16 protein-coding genes are annotated in these 15,145 nt (G+C 74.5%); 5 read left to right on the top strand and 11 right to left on the bottom strand.

Going from position 1 to position 15,145, the window contains the following annotated elements; translation table 11 throughout:
• Positions 1-24: 24 nt before the first annotated feature.
• Complete coding sequence (locus ACZ58X_RS04200; protein ID WP_470332329.1) at positions 25-684, bottom strand: response regulator transcription factor; 660 nt, start codon at positions 682-684, stop codon at positions 25-27.
• A gap of 62 nt (positions 685-746) precedes the next feature.
• Positions 747-2,018, bottom strand: a complete 1,272-nt coding sequence (locus tag ACZ58X_RS04195) for a sensor histidine kinase (protein ID WP_470332137.1) — start codon at positions 2,016-2,018, stop codon at positions 747-749.
• Positions 2,019-2,198: 180 nt separating this feature from the next.
• Here ACZ58X_RS04195 and ACZ58X_RS04190 point away from each other — a divergent pair, with 180 nt between their 5' ends.
• The 3 genes from ACZ58X_RS04190 to ACZ58X_RS04180 are packed head-to-tail and all read left to right on the top strand — an operon-like array spanning position 2,199 to position 4,638.
• Positions 2,199-3,116: an ABC transporter ATP-binding protein gene (locus ACZ58X_RS04190; RefSeq protein ID WP_470332136.1), complete on the top strand. Its 918-nt coding sequence runs from the start codon at positions 2,199-2,201 to the stop codon at positions 3,114-3,116.
• Positions 3,113-3,847, top strand: coding sequence for a hypothetical protein (locus ACZ58X_RS04185; protein ID WP_470332135.1), 735 nt, complete (start codon positions 3,113-3,115; stop codon positions 3,845-3,847). The genes ACZ58X_RS04190 and ACZ58X_RS04185 overlap by 4 nt, the downstream gene beginning before the upstream one ends.
• Positions 3,848-3,891: 44 nt before the next feature.
• Positions 3,892-4,638: a hypothetical protein gene (locus ACZ58X_RS04180; RefSeq protein ID WP_470332134.1), complete on the top strand. Its 747-nt coding sequence runs from the start codon at positions 3,892-3,894 to the stop codon at positions 4,636-4,638.
• A gap of 173 nt (positions 4,639-4,811) precedes the next feature.
• On the opposite strand, the gene ACZ58X_RS04175 is transcribed toward ACZ58X_RS04180, so the two are convergent.
• The 3 genes from ACZ58X_RS04175 to ACZ58X_RS04165 all read right to left on the bottom strand — a co-directional run bounded on the left by ACZ58X_RS04175 (position 4,812) and on the right by ACZ58X_RS04165 (position 7,195).
• A complete protein-coding gene (locus ACZ58X_RS04175) occupies positions 4,812-5,540 on the bottom strand; it encodes an aminoacyl-tRNA hydrolase (RefSeq protein WP_470332133.1) in 729 nt (242 codons plus the stop codon).
• 98 nt (positions 5,541-5,638) lie between these two features.
• Positions 5,639-6,196 carry a hypothetical protein gene (locus tag ACZ58X_RS04170; protein ID WP_470332132.1) on the bottom strand — a complete coding sequence of 186 codons (558 nt, stop codon included), beginning with the start codon at positions 6,194-6,196 and terminating at the stop codon, positions 5,639-5,641.
• A gap of 69 nt (positions 6,197-6,265) precedes the next feature.
• The gene (locus ACZ58X_RS04165; RefSeq protein WP_470332131.1) at positions 6,266-7,195 is read right to left on the bottom strand and encodes a beta/alpha barrel domain-containing protein; all 930 of its coding nucleotides are present in this window, start codon (positions 7,193-7,195) and stop codon (positions 6,266-6,268) included.
• Between the two features lie 124 nt (positions 7,196-7,319).
• Here ACZ58X_RS04165 and ACZ58X_RS04160 point away from each other — a divergent pair, with 124 nt between their 5' ends.
• Positions 7,320-7,691 carry a YbjQ family protein gene (locus ACZ58X_RS04160; protein WP_470332130.1) on the top strand — a complete coding sequence of 124 codons (372 nt, stop codon included), beginning with the start codon at positions 7,320-7,322 and terminating at the stop codon, positions 7,689-7,691.
• 134 nt (positions 7,692-7,825) lie between these two features.
• The gene (locus tag ACZ58X_RS04155) at positions 7,826-8,983 is read left to right on the top strand and encodes an NAD(P)-binding domain-containing protein (protein ID WP_470332129.1); all 1,158 of its coding nucleotides are present in this window, start codon (positions 7,826-7,828) and stop codon (positions 8,981-8,983) included.
• A gap of 9 nt (positions 8,984-8,992) precedes the next feature.
• On the opposite strand, the gene paaE is transcribed toward ACZ58X_RS04155, so the two are convergent.
• From paaE to ACZ58X_RS04125, 6 genes are all read right to left on the bottom strand, one after another.
• Positions 8,993-10,117, bottom strand: a complete 1,125-nt coding sequence (gene paaE, locus ACZ58X_RS04150) for a 1,2-phenylacetyl-CoA epoxidase subunit PaaE (RefSeq protein WP_470332128.1) — start codon at positions 10,115-10,117, stop codon at positions 8,993-8,995.
• A complete protein-coding gene (gene paaD, locus ACZ58X_RS04145) occupies positions 10,118-10,666 on the bottom strand; it encodes a 1,2-phenylacetyl-CoA epoxidase subunit PaaD (RefSeq protein WP_470332127.1) in 549 nt (182 codons plus the stop codon).
• The gene (gene paaC, locus ACZ58X_RS04140; protein WP_470332126.1) at positions 10,660-11,595 is read right to left on the bottom strand and encodes a 1,2-phenylacetyl-CoA epoxidase subunit PaaC; all 936 of its coding nucleotides are present in this window, start codon (positions 11,593-11,595) and stop codon (positions 10,660-10,662) included. Before paaC ends, paaD begins: the two co-directional genes overlap by 7 nt.
• A complete protein-coding gene (gene paaB, locus ACZ58X_RS04135; protein WP_360229852.1) occupies positions 11,579-11,884 on the bottom strand; it encodes a 1,2-phenylacetyl-CoA epoxidase subunit PaaB in 306 nt (101 codons plus the stop codon). The genes paaC and paaB overlap by 17 nt, the downstream gene beginning before the upstream one ends.
• Positions 11,881-12,891: a 1,2-phenylacetyl-CoA epoxidase subunit PaaA gene (gene paaA, locus ACZ58X_RS04130; protein WP_470332125.1), complete on the bottom strand. Its 1,011-nt coding sequence runs from the start codon at positions 12,889-12,891 to the stop codon at positions 11,881-11,883. The genes paaB and paaA overlap by 4 nt, the downstream gene beginning before the upstream one ends.
• Before the next feature lie 319 nt (positions 12,892-13,210).
• Positions 13,211-14,674: a M20 family metallopeptidase gene (locus tag ACZ58X_RS04125; protein WP_470332124.1), complete on the bottom strand. Its 1,464-nt coding sequence runs from the start codon at positions 14,672-14,674 to the stop codon at positions 13,211-13,213.
• Between the last annotated feature and the right edge of the window lie 471 nt (positions 14,675-15,145).

Genomic DNA, 15,145 nt, shown 5'->3' with positions numbered 1-15,145 from the left:
CGCCACCGGGCACGACCCCGCCGGCTACTCCGCCGGCTCGACGAACCCCGACTCGTACGCGGCGATCACCGCCTGGGTGCGGTCCCGCGCCCCGAGCTTCGCCAGCACGCTGCTGACGTGCGTCTTCACCGTCTGCACCCCGAGCACCAGCTGCTCGGCGATCTCCCCGTTGCTGAGCCCGCGCGCCATCATCCGCAGCACCTCGGCCTCGCGCCCGGTCAGCGCCGCCCGGTCCATGGCCGCGCGCGCGGCGGGGTTGCCGTGCCCGGCGGCCAGCCGCCGGATCGCGACCGGGAAGAGCAGCGACTCGCCGGCCGCCGCCAGCCGTACCGCGTGGACGATCTCGGCCGGACGGCTGCGCTTGAGCAGGAAGCCGTCGGCGCCCGCGCGCAGCGCCTGGTAGACGTAGTCGTCGTTCTCGAAGGTGGTGACGACCAGGATCCGCGGCGGCAACTCCCCCGGCGGGCCGGGGCGCAGCAGTTCGCGGGTGGCCGCCAGGCCGTCCAGGACGGGCATCCGGACGTCCATCAGCACCACCCGCGGGCGCAGCGCGCGGGCCAGGGCCACCGCCTCCGCGCCGTCGCCCGCCTCCCCGACCACCCGCAGGTCGCCCTGGGCCTCCAGGACGGCCCGCAGCCCGGCCCGGACCAGTTCCTCGTCGTCGGCGAGCAGGACGTCGGTCATCCCGGCCGCACCGGCAGCCGCACCGGAGCCGACGCCTCCGCCTCCACTCGCAAGATCATTCGTCACGAGCCCAAGCGTAGGGGCAGCCGGACGTCGAGCACCCACTCCGCTCCGCCGTCGCCGCCCGCCCCGACCGTGGCCTCGCCGCCGAGCAGCGCGGCCCGCTCCCGGATGCCGCGCAGCCCCTTGCCGCCCTTGCGCGAGCCGACCCGGCCGGGGCCGCCCCGGCCCGGCGCCGCCAGCCGGTTGGCGCAGCGCAGCTCCAACCGCCCGTCCCGAACGGCGATCCGGACGCCGACCGGCTCACCCGGTGCGTACTTGAGCGCGTTGGTGACGCCCTCCTGGACGATCCGGTAGGACTCGCGCGAGAGCACCCCGGGCAGCACCCCGGGCGGCACGTCGATCCGCGCGTCGACCGGGCTGCCCGCCGCGCGGGCGGTGTCGAAGAGCGCGGACAGCTGGTCGATCCCGGGCTGTTCGGTGGCCGTACCGTTGCCCGTCGTCGTACCGTTCCCCGCCCCGCCCCCCGCTGCCCCGCCCCCCGCCGGTGTCTCGCGCAGCAGCACCAGGGTGCGTTCGAGGTCCTCCATCGCCCGCCGCCCGGTCTCCTCGATGACTTCGAGCGCCTTGGCGACGAAGGCCGGGTCCCCGACCTCGCGCGCCGCACCCGCCTGGAGGACCGTCACCGTCAGGGCGTGGCCGATGGAGTCGTGCAGCTCGCGGGCCAACCGGTTGCGCTCCAGCAGCCGCTCGGCCCGCAGTTCGGCCTCGGCCAGCCGCTCCGCCGGGGAGGGTCCCAACAGCCCTTTGGCCATGGCCAGTTGGAGCCGTCCCGCGCCGATCACCAGCCAGCCGTAGCCGAGCACCACCAGCGGCGCGGACAGCAGGTACCGGGCGGCGTCCGAACCGGTCAGCAGGTCGTACGCACCGGTGAGCCCGAAGACCGTCACGAAGCCGATCGCCGAGCCGAGCGCCACCCGGCCGATCAGCCAGCCGGCCATCCGCCGCCGGTCGGCCCAGTTGCCGGAGGGCTCGACCCCGATGTCCTCCTCGCGGTCGGGCACCAGCAGCAGCCGGGCCTGCACGCCCTCGGCCCGCCGCGCCGCCGGGACGAGCGCGACCAGCGCCAGCAGCACCACATCCGTCGCGGTGGCCTGCAGCACGATCGTGCCGAGGGTCTTGTGGTAGGTCCCCGGATAGACCAGCAGGACGACGCCCGCGAAGATCCACCCGACCAGCAGGTGCAAGAGCCGGGCGTACGTGACGCCGGCCACCAGCGGGGCGAGGATCGCGGTCGCTCCGTCCCTGAGCCGGGACGCGGTCGTTCGTGGCATCCGGCCATCCTGCCAGCCCGGTGGCCGCCCCGGCTCCCCCGCCGGGCCGCCGCACCCCTCCCTCCCGGGAGGGAGGCGGATCCCCGCTGCGGCGGGATCCGCCCGGCCCACCCGCTCCGGTCGAATGGGACCACCGTCCGGGGAGAGCGACGGTGAGCACCTGCGAGGAGGGAGACGGCCGTGATCGAGATCCAGGGCCTGACCAAGGAGTACGACGGCCGGCGGGTCGTCGACGAGTTGTCCTTCGAGGTCCGGCCCGGCGTGGTGACCGGCTTCCTCGGCCCGAACGGCGCCGGGAAGAGCACCACCATGCGGCTGATCCTCGGCCTGGACCGCCCCACCGCCGGGCGCGCCCTGGTCGGCGGCCACCCGTACGCCGAACTCGCCCAGCCGCTGCGGCAGGTGGGCGCGCTGCTGGACGCCCAGGCCCTGCACGGCGGCCGCACGGCGCAGGGCCACCTGCGCTGGCTCGCCGCGAGCAACGGCCTGTCGGAGCGGCGGGTCGGCGAGGTGCTCGCCCAGGTCGGGCTGGCCGAGGCCGCGCGGCGGCGGATCCGGGGGTTCTCGCTCGGCATGCGCCAGCGCCTCGGGGTGGCCGCCGCGCTGCTCGGCGACCCGCCGGTACTGCTGCTGGACGAGCCGGTCAACGGCCTGGACCCGGAGGGCATCCGCTGGATCCGCACCCTGCTGCGCGATCTGGCCGCCGAGGGCCGGGCGGTGCTGGTCTCCTCCCACCTGATGACCGAAATGGCGCTCACCGCCGACCACTTGGTGGTGATCGGTCGCGGCCGACTGCTCGCGGACGCCGCCACCGCCGAGTTCATCGACCGGCACGGCCGTCCCCGGATCCGGGTGCGGGCCGTCGACCCGACCAAGCTGGCCGCCCTGCTCCGCACCGGCGACCACGGCCTCGACGCGACCGAAGTCGCCGACGGGGCCTGGGAGGTGACCGGCGCCGAGCCCGAGCGGATCGCCGCGCTCGCCGCCGCCAACGGCGTGGTGCTGTACGAGATCGCGGTCCAACAGGACTCCCTGGAGGAGGCGTTCATGCGGATGACCGCCGACAGCGTCGAGTACCGCGCCGAGGCCGCCGCATGAACCTCACCGTCCTGCGCGCCGAGCGGATCAAGCTCACCACCCTCCGCTCGCTCTGGCTCCCGCCATTGATCGCCGTCCTGCTCATCGCCGGTGTCACCACGGCCGTCGGCGCGGCGCTCGGCAACGCCGACCACAACATCATCGACGACCCGGGCGTCGGCGTCTTCTACGGGCTCAACTTCGGCCAGGCCGCGCTGGTCTCCTTCGGAGTCCTGCTGATCGGCCAGGAGTTCAACACCCGGATGCTCGACGTCTCGCTCACCGCCGTCCCCCGGCGCGGCCGACTGTACGGCGCCAAGCTGGCGTTGGGCGCGCTGGTCGGCCTCGGCGTGGGAGCGGTCGGCACAGCGGGCGCCTTCGCCGGGTACGCGGCCACCGTCCCCGCCGAGTGGCACGGACCGGGCTTCGCCCGCGCGGCCACGGCCGGAGTGCTCTACCCGGCACTGCTGGTGGTGTTCTGCCTCGGGGTCACCGCCCAACTCGGCAACCTCACAGCCGCCTTGGGCCTGCTGACCCCGACCGTCTTCCTGCTCTCGCCCCTGCTCTCCGGGGTGCCGGGGGTGCGGAGCGTCGTCCAGTTCCTGCCCGACCGGGCCGGCCAGTACGCGCTGCGCTACGCCGACGACCCGCAGACCGTGTACGGCCACTGGACCGGGCTGCTCATCATGGCGCTCTGGACGGCCCTGGCCGCCTACGGCGGACTGCGCGCCCTGCAACGCACCGGCCGGTGAACCGGGCACCGGCTCAAGTACCCCTGGACGAAGGAGAGAAGGCGATGGCCTTCGGCAACGCCCTACGGGCCGAACGCATCAAGTTCACCACCCTGCCCTCACAGTGGGCGGCACCGCTCACCGCGCTGGCGCTGACCGTCGGCATCACCACGGTCGTCGGCGCCGGCGAGGGCCCCCCGGCACCGGGCTCCGGCAAGGACCCGGCTGACATGATCTACTTCGGGCTGCTGTTCGGCCACGTCGCCGTGGCCTGCCTCGGAATCCTGCTGATCGGGCAGGAGTTCAACACCCGGATGCTCGGCACCTCGCTCACGGCGGTGCCCCGGCGCGGGCGGCTGTACGGCGCCAAGCTCGCGCTCGGCGCCGGGCTGGGCCTGCTGCTCGGCCTGGTGTCGACGACGAGTTGCTTCCTCGCCGTCCGCGCCACCGCGGACCTGGACCTCTCGACCCCGGGCCTGGCCCGCAGCTTCCTGGCGGGAGTGCTCTACCACCCGCTGATGGTGCTGCTCTGCCTCGGACTGACCGCGATGCTCGGCAACTTCAGCGCGGCCCTCGGCCTGCTCACCCCGATGGTGTTCCTCGGCACCACCTGGCTGGCGGCGATCCCCGGCGTCCGCGAGATCGGCCAGTTCCTGCCCGACCGGGGCGGCCTGTACGCGATGCGCACCCGGACCGAACCCGGCATCCACTACGGGCACTGGACGGGGCTGCTGATCATGGCACTCTGGACGGCCGCGGCCGTCTACGGCGGACTACGGGCGATGCAGCGGCACCAGGCCTCGGACGGGTAGTGGGCGAGAGCAGGAGGCGGGGACGGCAGGCGGGGGCAGGGCAGGGCAGGCGACGGGTAACAGATGACAACAAACAGATGACAGATAACAGCGAACAGATTTCGAAATCTGTTCGCTGTTATCTGTCATCTGTTACCCGCCATCCGCCATCCGTCCGCCGCCGGCCCGCGCCGTCACCGCAGCGCCGGATGCTCCGCGATCACCGTGCAGCTCCCCGGGGCGATCTCCGTGAAGCCCGCGTCCCTGACCACCGGCAGCCCGCTGCCGACCAGTTCCTCCCACGACGCCGGCTCCGCCGTGCGGACGGCGAGCGCGAAGCCCGACTCCGCCCACTCCTTGCGCTGCGCCTCGTCCAGCCGCCACCAGGCGAGCTGCGCCGCGTGGCCGGTCTGGGCCATGGTCTTGCCCGCGCTCATCTCCAGCTCCGGGTTGAGCCACAGCACCGGCACCCCCGGCCCGGGCGCGCCGACCTCGGCGGTCTCCTCCAGGTCCGTACCGGAGACCTGCAGCTTCGCGAGGTCCTTCGGCCAACCGTCCAGGGGGATCGGCGGGAACACCCGCACCTCCGCCTCCCGCCCCTGCACCGTGATCCCCGGCAGCTCCCCGGCCCGGCGCCACTCCCCACCCCGGGCCCGCCGGACCACCTTGCGGATCCGGGCGTCCTCCCAGGCCTCGACCCGCTCCGCCCACTCCCCGTCCGGCCCGGTCGCCCGGGGGTCGGCGAGCAGCGTCAGCACCGCCCGCGCCGAGGTCTCCAGCGCGTCCGTCCGCCCGGGCGGCGTGGCCTTCTCCAGTCGGACGACCAGCGGCAGCACGTACTGCGGCCGCGCGTCACGGTCCTCGGGGTCGGGAAGGTCGCCGGGGGCGGGAGCGGGAGCCGGGGCATCGAACGGAGAAGTCACCCATCCAGCATGCCAGCCCCGCCAGCACCGCCCCGGCCCGCCCCCGTGCCCTCGCACCGCGCCCCGATCCGGCCGGCCCGCCGCCCGGCCGACTCAGCTCAGCGCAGCCGCTGCCGCAGTTCGTCCACCGCCGCCCGGATCCCCGCGCTGTAGGCGTCCTCCGGCAGCGCGTCCAGGCTCCGGACCGCCCGTTCCAGCTGTTCGCGCGCGAGATCGGGCTCCCCGAGCTTGAGGTGGTCGGAGGCCAGGTTGAGGTGCAGCGACGGGTAGAAGGCCCGCACTTGGAGCGCGGACTCGTAGGTCTGGGCACGCTCGGCGGTCAGCGAGTCGGCGGCCGCGAGGGCCCGCCGGTCCCACTCCAGTTCGTCCCGGGGGTCGTCCTGCAGGTCGGCCAGATAGTGCGCCAGGACGCAGCGGTGGAAGACGTCCCGCTCGCCCAGTTCGTCCCAGAGGGCCTCGAAGCTGGCCCGTGCCTCGGCGGTCTGCCCGCGCTGCGCCGCCCGGACACCGTCCAGTCCGAGCGCGATCCGGCCGAGCGCCGACTCGTCCGCACCCGTAGCACCCGTAGCACCCGCACCGAACCCGCCCCCGGCACCGCCCCCGTCCGGGCCGGACTCCGCCGAGGACACACCGCACACACCAGACACATCGGACATGCCCGCAGCCTAGGGCCAGTCCGCCGGATCCCGCCCGGCAAGGTCCGCCGGACAGGCCCGGCCGCCCGCTCAGCGCCGGTAGCCGCGCTGCGGGTCCCGCTCCTCGGCGTCCTCGTACATCAGGAACCAGCCCTCGGGGTGCGTCGCGGCCAGCAGCAGTTCGGTGCGCTGCTCCGCGCCGAGCTCCGGGTCGCCGTCGTCCGGCCCGTACACGCCGAACAGTTCGTCGTGGCAGCCGTCCCAGTCGTAGTCGTACAGGTCGGCGGGCAGGTCGCCCATCATGTCGGCCACCGACTCGGGCTGTGAGCCCAGCAGGGTCCGGCCGTCCACCAGTGCCATCCGCAGCGCGAGCTCCTCGGCGAGGCAGCGCGGCAGCGGCCATTCGCCGAGCGCGAGGTCGTCGGCCAGGTCGTCGAAGGCCCGGGCCATGGTGCGCCGCCAGCCTCGGTGGAGCCGCCAAGTGCGCTGGGGCAGCCGGGCGAAGACCGTCCAGTCGACGTCCTCGCCGTCGACCACCGGGTCGTCCCCGTGCTCGTCGAGGTCGTCGTAGGCGGCGTCGGCCAGGCCGAGCAGCTGGGCGTGCAGCAGGCAGGCGGTGCGCGGGGTGAGGGTCCAGTCGGCGCCCGCGCCGGCCTCCTCGTCCTCGCCGTCCAGCGGGAACAGTTCGGCGAAGTCCGGGGTGAAGTCCTCGGTGACGCTGATCTCCAGCGTGCCGCCGATCGCCTCGACGCCGGGGATGGCGGCCACCAGCCGGTCCGGGTGGAGCAGCGCGCCGAGCGCCGCGTTGGCGTCCTCGGCCACCTCGCGCAGCAGTTCACGGCGCTGGCCGGCCGGGTCGATGCCGTCGAAGTCCAGCTCCTCGACGGCCCTGATCGCGGCCGCGCGCAGCGCCGGCCAGTCGTTGATCCGCAGGCCCAGCACCACCGTCGCCTCGATCTCCGGTGCGCCGGAGTACTCTGCCGCGCCCGGCCCCTGCGGATGATCGCTTCGCTCGCCCATGGGGCTACGGTACGGCTTTTCGGCCGCCCGATCACCGGTCCGGACCAGCTTCCGGAGAGCTTCTCGGCCACCGCCCGGCCGCGCCTCTGTCACTCGGACGCACGACACGGGCAGGATGGCCCCCATGGCTGACATCAACGAGTACGGCGGCGGGCAGGGCCCGAACGCCGACGTCATGGTCGTGACCACGAACGACATCCCCGGCTTCCGGGTCGACCACGTGATCGGCGAGGTCTTCGGATTGACCGTGCGCAGCCGCCACATCGGCAGCCAGATCGGTGCCGGACTCAAGTCGCTGATCGGCGGCGAGCTGCGGGGTCTGACGAAGACCCTGGTCGAGAGCCGCAACGAGGCGATGCAGCGGCTGATCGAGCAGACCAAGGCACGCGGCGGCAACGCCGTCCTGATGATGCGCTTCGACGTGACGGAGGCGGCGGACGTCGGCACCGAGGTCTGCGCGTACGGCACCGCCGTGGTGATCTCGCCGATCGGCTGAGGCCCCGCCACGCCCCGCGTCGCTCCGCGCGGGAACAGCCACCGACCCCCCGATGTTTCACGTGCGTGACTGTTTACGGTGCAACAGGTGCAGCGGCTGCAACGGGTGCGACGGGCGAGGCCGGCGCGCGGCGCGTGGACGTCCTGGTGGTGGGTGCCGGACAGGCCGGACTGTCCGCCGCCTACCACCTCGGCCGCCGCGGCTTCGCCCGCTACCGGGCGGGAGTCGACGGCGGCCTCGTCGTGCTCGACGCCAACCCCGCCCCCGGCGGCGCCTGGGCCCACCGCTCGCCGTCCCTGCGGATGGCCACCGTGCACGGCTTCCACGACCTCCCGGACGCCGAGCTCCCCGCGCCCGACCCGGAGGCCCGCGCGCGGGAGGTGGTGCCGGGGTACTTCACGGCGTACGAGGACCGGCACGCGCTCCCGGTCGTGCGCCCGGTCGCGGTGCGCACCGTACGCGCCGAGTCCGAGCGCCCCGACTCCCGGCTGCTGGTCGAGACCGACCGCGGCACCTGGTCCACCCGCGCGCTGATCAACGCCACCGGCACCTGGACCCGCCCCTTCCTCCCCCACTACCCCGGCCACTTCGCGGGCCGTCAGCTGCACTACGCCGAGTACCGCGGCCCCGAGGAGTTCGCCGGCCGGCGCGTCCTGGTGGTGGGCGGCGGCGCCTCGGCGATCCAGGTGCTGTCCGAGGTGGCCGCGGTCGGCGAGACGGTCTGGGTCACCCGCTCCGAACCCGTCTTCCACCAGGGCCCGTTCACCCCCGAGTACGGGCGGGCGGTGGTCGCCAAGGTCGAGGAGCGGGTGCGCCAGGGCCTACCGGTGCGCAGCGTGGTGAGCGTGACCGGCCTCGGCCCGTCCGTCGCCTACCGCCGTGCCGAGGAGCTGGGCGCGCTGCACCGCCGCCCGATGTTCGACCGGCTCACCGAGCACGGAGTCGCCTGGGGCGACGAGGAGTTGGCGGTGGACGCGATCGTCTGGGCGACCGGCTTCCGCCCCGAGGTCGGCCACCTCGCCCCGCTCGGCCTGCGCTCCCCCGGCGGCGGCATCGCGCTCACCGGCACCCGCGCCACCGCCGACCCGCGCGTCCACCTGGTCGGCTACGGACCGTCCGCCAGCACCATCGGCGCCAACCGGGCGGGCCGCGCCGCCGTCAACGACCTGGTCGAGCTGCTCGGGGACCCGACCGGGCGGGCCGGGCAGGCCGGGCAGGCCGGGCACGGGACCGAACCCGTCGCCGACCTTGTCCCCGCAGCCGCAGCCGCAGCCGCCCCTGTCCCGGTCTGACAGCCCGGGTCAGCGGTCGTAGTCGACGGTGACCCGGTCGGTGACCGGCCGGGCCTGGCAGGTGAGGACGTAGCCGGCCGCCAGCTCCTTCTCCTCCAGCGCGAAGTTGCGGCGCATCTCCACCTCTCCCTCGGTGACCAGGGCCCGGCAGGTACCGCAGACCCCGCCCTTGCAGGCGAAGGGCAGGTCGGGACGAGAGCGCTGGGCGCCGTCCAGGATCGAGCGGTCGCGCGGGAGGGTGAGGGTGCTGCCGCGGCCGTCGAGGACGACGGTGACTTCGCTGCGCTCACCGGGCCCGGCCGCGACCGCACCGTCGGGGCCGTCCAGGTCCTCGTCCCGCTCGACGAGCGGCTCGTCCTCGGCGTGGAACAGCTCCTGGTGCACCCGCTCCCCGGGCACGGCCAGTTCGGCGAGCAGCTCCTTGGCCCCGGCGACCATGCCGAACGGCCCGCACAGCCACCAGTGCCCGACGGCACCGACGTCCACCAGCGCCGCCAGCAGCGCCCGGACCCGTTCCGGGTCCAGTCGGCCGCTGAGCAGTTCGGCGTCCCTGGTCTCCCGGGAGAGCACGTGGACCAGCTGGAACCGGCCGAGGTAGCGGTCCTTGAGGTCGGCCAGCTCGTCCGCGAACATCACGGTGTCGCTGCGCCGGTTGCCGTAGAGCAGGGTGACGGTGGAGCGGCGGTCGGCGGCCAGCACGGAGGCGGCGATCGACAGCATCGGGGTGATGCCGGATCCCGCCGCGAGCAGCACGTGGTCGGCGGGGACACCGAGTTCGGGGGTGAACAGGCCGGAGGGGGTCAGCACCTCGACCTCCTCGCCGGGCCGGGCCTCGCGCACCAGCCAGCGCGAGAACAGCCCACCGGGCACCTCGCGGACGGCGATCCGCAGCGGGCCGCCGACGGGCGCGCAGATCGAGTACGAGCGGCGCTCGTCGGTGCCGTCCACCAGCTTGCGCAGGGTCAGGGTCTGGCCGGGACGGAACGCGAACTCGGCCGCCAGGGCGTCCGGCACCGCGAAGGTCACCGCCACGGCGTCCTCGCAGAGCCGCTCCACCCGGTCGATCCGCAGCCGGTGGAAGCTCGGCCGGCGGGCCGGGCGGACGGGGTCCGTCACAGGGGTCGCGGCGGGCATTCAGATCTCCTTGACGCGTTCGAACGGCTCGCGGCAGGCGCGGCAGCGCCAGAGCGCCTTGCAGGCGGTGGAGCCGAAGCGGGACAGCTCCTCCGTGTCGGCGTCGCCGCAGTGCGGGCAGGGCACGGGGGCGGGGGCCGCGGCGCCCGCACGGGTGGGGCCGAGGGTGAGCGGAACCGGCCCGGGCGCGGGCGCGAGGGCCGAGGCCGGGCGCGGCGGGGCGATGCCCGCCTCGGCGAGCTTGCGGCGGCCGTCGGCGGTGATCAGGTCGGTGGACCACGGCGGGTCCAGCCGCAGCCGCACCCGGACGTCCGGGTACCCGGCGGCGCGCAGCCGGCGGTCGACGTCGGCGGCCATCTCGGCGACGGCCGGGCAGCCCGAGTAGGTCGGCGTCAGCCAGGCGGTCACCGTGCCGCTGCCGTCGTCCACCTCGACCCCGGCGAGCACGCCCAGGTCGGCCAGGGTGAGCATGGGCAGCTCCGGGTCCGGGACGGCCGCGGCGACCGACCAGGCCGTCGCGCGGACGGTGCCCGCGGTGCCCGTCACCACGTCGCCCCCGGGTGGGCGCGGGCCACCACCTGGAGCTCGGCGAGCAGCGGGCCGAGCGCCTCGGTGTGCACCCCGTCGCGGCCGGCCCGGCCCAGGACGGTGGCCAGCGGCGGAAGGTCCGGCACGGTCAGCCCGGCCTCGGCGACGACGGCGGCGAGCTCGCGCAGCACCGGTTCGCGCAGGGCGTCCGGGTCGACGCCGACCCGCAGCTCCACCGGGTGCGCCGTGAACAGCTCCTCCAGCAGCGGCCAGACCGCGTCCAGAGCGGCCTGCATCCGCTCCGCCGAGTACGGCGTGCCGTCGCCGAGCCGCAGCGTCCAGGCGGTGGCGTACTCACGGTGGTACGCCAGTTCCTTGACGCCCCGGGCCGCGACCGCGGCCAGCACCGGGTCCGGGTGGGCGCTCAGCGCCTCGTAGAGCGCGCCACGGACGGTGGCGAACAGCAGCAGCCGGGCGATCGTGTACGCGAAGTCGCCGTTCGGGGTCTCCACCAGACGGACGTTGCGGAACTCGTGCTCCTCCCGCCAGTAGGCCAGGTCGTCCTCGGTGCGGCCGGAACCGTCCGCCTGGCCGGCCCGGGTGAGCAGCAGCCGGGCCTGGCCGAGCAGGTCGAGGCCCAGGTTGGCGAGCGCGACCTCCTCCTCCAGCTCGGGCGCCCGGGTGCACCACTCGATCAGCCGCTGGGAGAGCACCAGGGCGTCGTCGCCGAGCATCTGGCAGTAGGCGGCGAGGTCGGCGCCGTCCAGGCCGGCGGGCAGGGCGGTGTCCACGCCGAGCAGCGGGTCGGCGAAGCCCGTCCCGTACGCCCAGCGGCCCTCGCCCTCGGGGCCGGGGGTGGCCCCGGCGAGGCTGAGGTAGACGTGGTCGTCCTCGGTGGCGGACGTGGTGTGGTCGTGCACGGTGGCTCCCCCGTCAGATGTGCGGGACATCCTCGGGGATGTCGTAGAAGGTCGGGTGGCGGTAGACCTTGTCGCCGCTGGGCTCGAAGAACGGGTCGCGCTCGTCCGGGGTGGAGGCGGTGATCGCGTCCGAGCGGACCACCCAGAGGCTGACACCCTCGTTGCGGCGGGTGTACAGGTCGCGGGCGGCGAGCAGCGCCATCCGGTCGTCGGAGGCGTGCAGCGAGCCGACGTGGACGTGGTTCAGGCCGCGCCGGGGGCGCACGAACACCTCGTACAGCGGCCAGCCGGCCTTGGGCCCTGCCTCGGACTCGGTCACTTCTGGTTCTCCTGTTCGGGGGTGGGCCGCTCGGCGGCCGCGGCGTGTTCGGCGTCGGCGGCACGCTTGGCGGCGTAGGCGACGGCCGCCTCGCGTACCCAGGCACCCTCCTCGTGCGCGGCCCGGCGGCGGTCGACCCGCTGGGCGTTGCACGGGCCCTGACCGTGGATGACCCTGGTCAGCTCGGACCAGTCCGGCTCGCCGAAGTCCCAGCCGCCGCGCTCCTCGTTCCAGCGCAGCTCGGGGTCGGGGAGGGTGACGCCCAGGTGCTCGGCCTGCGGGAGGGTCATGTCGACGAAGCGCTGCCGGAGCTCGTCGTTGGTGTGGCGCTTGATCCGCCAGGCCATCGAGCGGGCGGTGTTCGGCGAGTCGGCGTCCGGCGGGCCGAACATCATCAGCGACGGCCACCACCAGCGGTCGACCGCGTCCTGGACCATCCGGCGCTGGCCCTCGGTGCCGCGCATCAGGGTCATCAGGAGCTCGTAGCCCTGGCGCTGGTGGAAGGACTCCTCCTTGCAGATCCGCACCATCGCGCGGGCGTACGGACCGTAGCTGCAGCGGCAGAGCGGGACCTGGTTGCAGATCGCGGCACCGTCCACCAGCCAGCCGATCACGCCGACGTCGGCGAAGGTGAGGGTGGGGTAGTTGAAGATCGAGGAGTACTTCTGGCGGCCGCTGATCAGCTTCTCGGTGAGCTCGGCGCGGTCGACGCCGAGGGTCTCGGCGGCAGCGTAGAGGTAGAGGCCGTGACCCGCCTCGTCCTGGGCCTTGGCCAGCAGGATCGCCTTGCGGCGCAGCGAGGGGGCACGGGTGAGCCAGTTGCCCTCGGGCTGCATGCCGATGATCTCGGAGTGGGCGTGCTGGGCGATCTGGCGGATCAGGGTGGCCCGGTAGGCGTCGGGCATCCAGTCCCGGGGCTCGATCCGCTGCTCGGCGGCGATCACCGCGTCGAACCGGTCCTCCGGCGTCTGCGCGGGGACCGCCTCTGCCACCTCTGTTGTCACCACGGTCCCCTCTCGTGTTCCCTGCTCCGGCGTCCGGGGCTCCGGCACCTCGGCTTCGCGGCCCTGGCACCGGCGCACCAACCGACTGACCGTTCGGTCGGTACCATTCTGCGCGGCGGGACGGAGGGATGGCAAGGGAGGTCGACGAATGGGTGGGCGCGCGGGGCGGGGAGTGGGCAGCGGCGAACAGAAAACAGATAACAGCTGACAGATTCTGAAATCTGTCAGCTGTTATCTGTTCGCTGTTGCCTGTCCGTCGTCAGCCGTCAGCCGTCAGCCGCCAGCCGCCAGCCGCCAGCCGCCAGCCGCCAGCCGCCGAGGATCACCCTTCCGCGCGGTCCCGCAGCCGCGGCAACGGCACCGCGAGCAGCGCCGCCAGCAGGGCGATCCGCGGTGCGAGCTGGTCCAGCCTGATGTACTCGTGCCGGGCGTGGGCGCCGGCGCCGACCGCGCCGAAACCGTCCAGCGTCGGCAGTCCGCGCGAGCCGGGCAGGTTGGTGTCCCCGGCACCGCCGGCCGGGGCGCCGTCGAGCTGCTGCCCGAGCACCGCGGCGAGCGAACGCACGTGCCTGAGCAGCGGGTTACCGGTGCGCTCGGGCCAGGCCGGCCGGCTGGACAGCACCTCCGTCCGCACCCGCGCCCCCGGCCGCAAGGCGGTCAGCCGGGCGAGGTTGTCGAGCGTGCGGCGCTGCGCCTCGGTGGTGGAGAAGCGCAGCCCGAGCTCCGCCTCGGCCCGTCCGGCGATCACGTTGGCCCGTGAACCCCCGCTGATCCGACCGGTGTTGAGCTCCGTACCGGGCTGGCCCGCGAGGCCGCGGACGAGCACCAGCTGGTCGACCAGCTCGTCCACCGCCGACACCCCGTCGTGGGCGTCGTTGCCCGCGTGGGCCTCCCGGCCGGTGACCGTGAGTCGCACCCGGGTACTGCCGCGCCGCGCGGTCTTCAACCGCCCGTCCGGATGCGGCGGTTCCAGCCCCAGAACGGCCGCCGCGCCCCGCAGTTGGCGCTCGACCAGGCCCCGCCCGTCCGGACTGCCGACCTCCTCGTCGGACACCACGACCAGCCGTACGGTGCGGTGCGGCCGCTGCCCCAGGTCGGCGAGCAGCGCCAAGGCGCCCTCCAGGACGGCGAGTCCGCCCTTCATGTCGACCACGCCGGGGCCGGTGAGCCGCCCGTCCTGCTCGGTCACCGGCCAGTCGGCCAGGGTGCCGGCGGGCCAGACGGTGTCGTGGTGCCCCACGATCAGCAGGTGGGGCAGGGTCTCGTCCCGCCCCTCCCACTCCAGCACCAGGTGGTCACCGGCCGGTCCGGGTTCGCGGCGGGCGGTCGCCCCGGTGGCCCGGAATCCGGACTCCAATTCCTCGGCGAGCGCGTCGAGTCGGGGCGCGTCACCACTGGGCGATTCGATCCGGGCCAGGTCCGCGCACCGCCGCCGGACGGCACCGGCGAGGGTACGGGCCCGGGCGCTGAGCGCCTGCGGGAGTCCGGGCAGTGCTGCGGCGATGCCCGTCGCAGCGGTACCGGCAGTGGCGGATCCGACCGCCGCGGCAGCGGACTTCACCACCACACCGGACTTCGCCGTGGCACCGAGCTTCATCGCGGCCACCGACGCGGCCGCGGCGCCGGACTTGACCGTGGCACCGGTCGTGGACGTAGCCGCCGGGGGGCTCTCGACGGCGGAACCAACGGTGGAACCGACGGCGGAACCGATGGTGGACGAACCGGCCTTGGCGGGGAGGCCCAGGGCGACCAGGGCCTCACCGTCGGCCGCGGTGGGAACGGTCACGGGTACGCGGTCGGGTTCCGCGGCGCTGCCCGGTGCGGCCGGCGCCCCGACGATCTGGGGACTCAACGCTCGCCTCCGCGGCCGCAGCCGGTATTCAGCGGCCGCACCGGCCGACCGCTCCCGCCCGGGTGCCAGCCCCGGCCGGAGCGCACCGGTCGGCCGGGGGGTCGGACGGCCCGTCGGAACGGCCCGTCTGGCCCAAGTGCGGTGGAACGGTTGGGCGGCGTGCTTGGCATCTGCGTCCTCCTCGCTCGATCCGGTGGCCCCGGTTCCGCCCGGAGCCCCGTGGACGGCGGCTTCCTGGTGGCGGGCGCAAGGGCCGGACCGCCGCAGGGAAGCCGAGATGTGAGCCTAGAAGAACCGTTCGGTTTCCTGCGAGGTGGCCCTGCTCCCAGCGTGCCGGTACGGGCCCCGGGGGCCGGGCACCCGTCGGCGGAAGCGGCGGGCGCTCGGCGGGCGGGCCCGGATCGA

Source organism: Kitasatospora sp. NPDC040550, assembly GCF_055594965.1.
The sequence above is the reverse complement of the archived record's forward strand: the minus strand, read 5'-3'. Positions and strand labels throughout refer to the sequence as shown.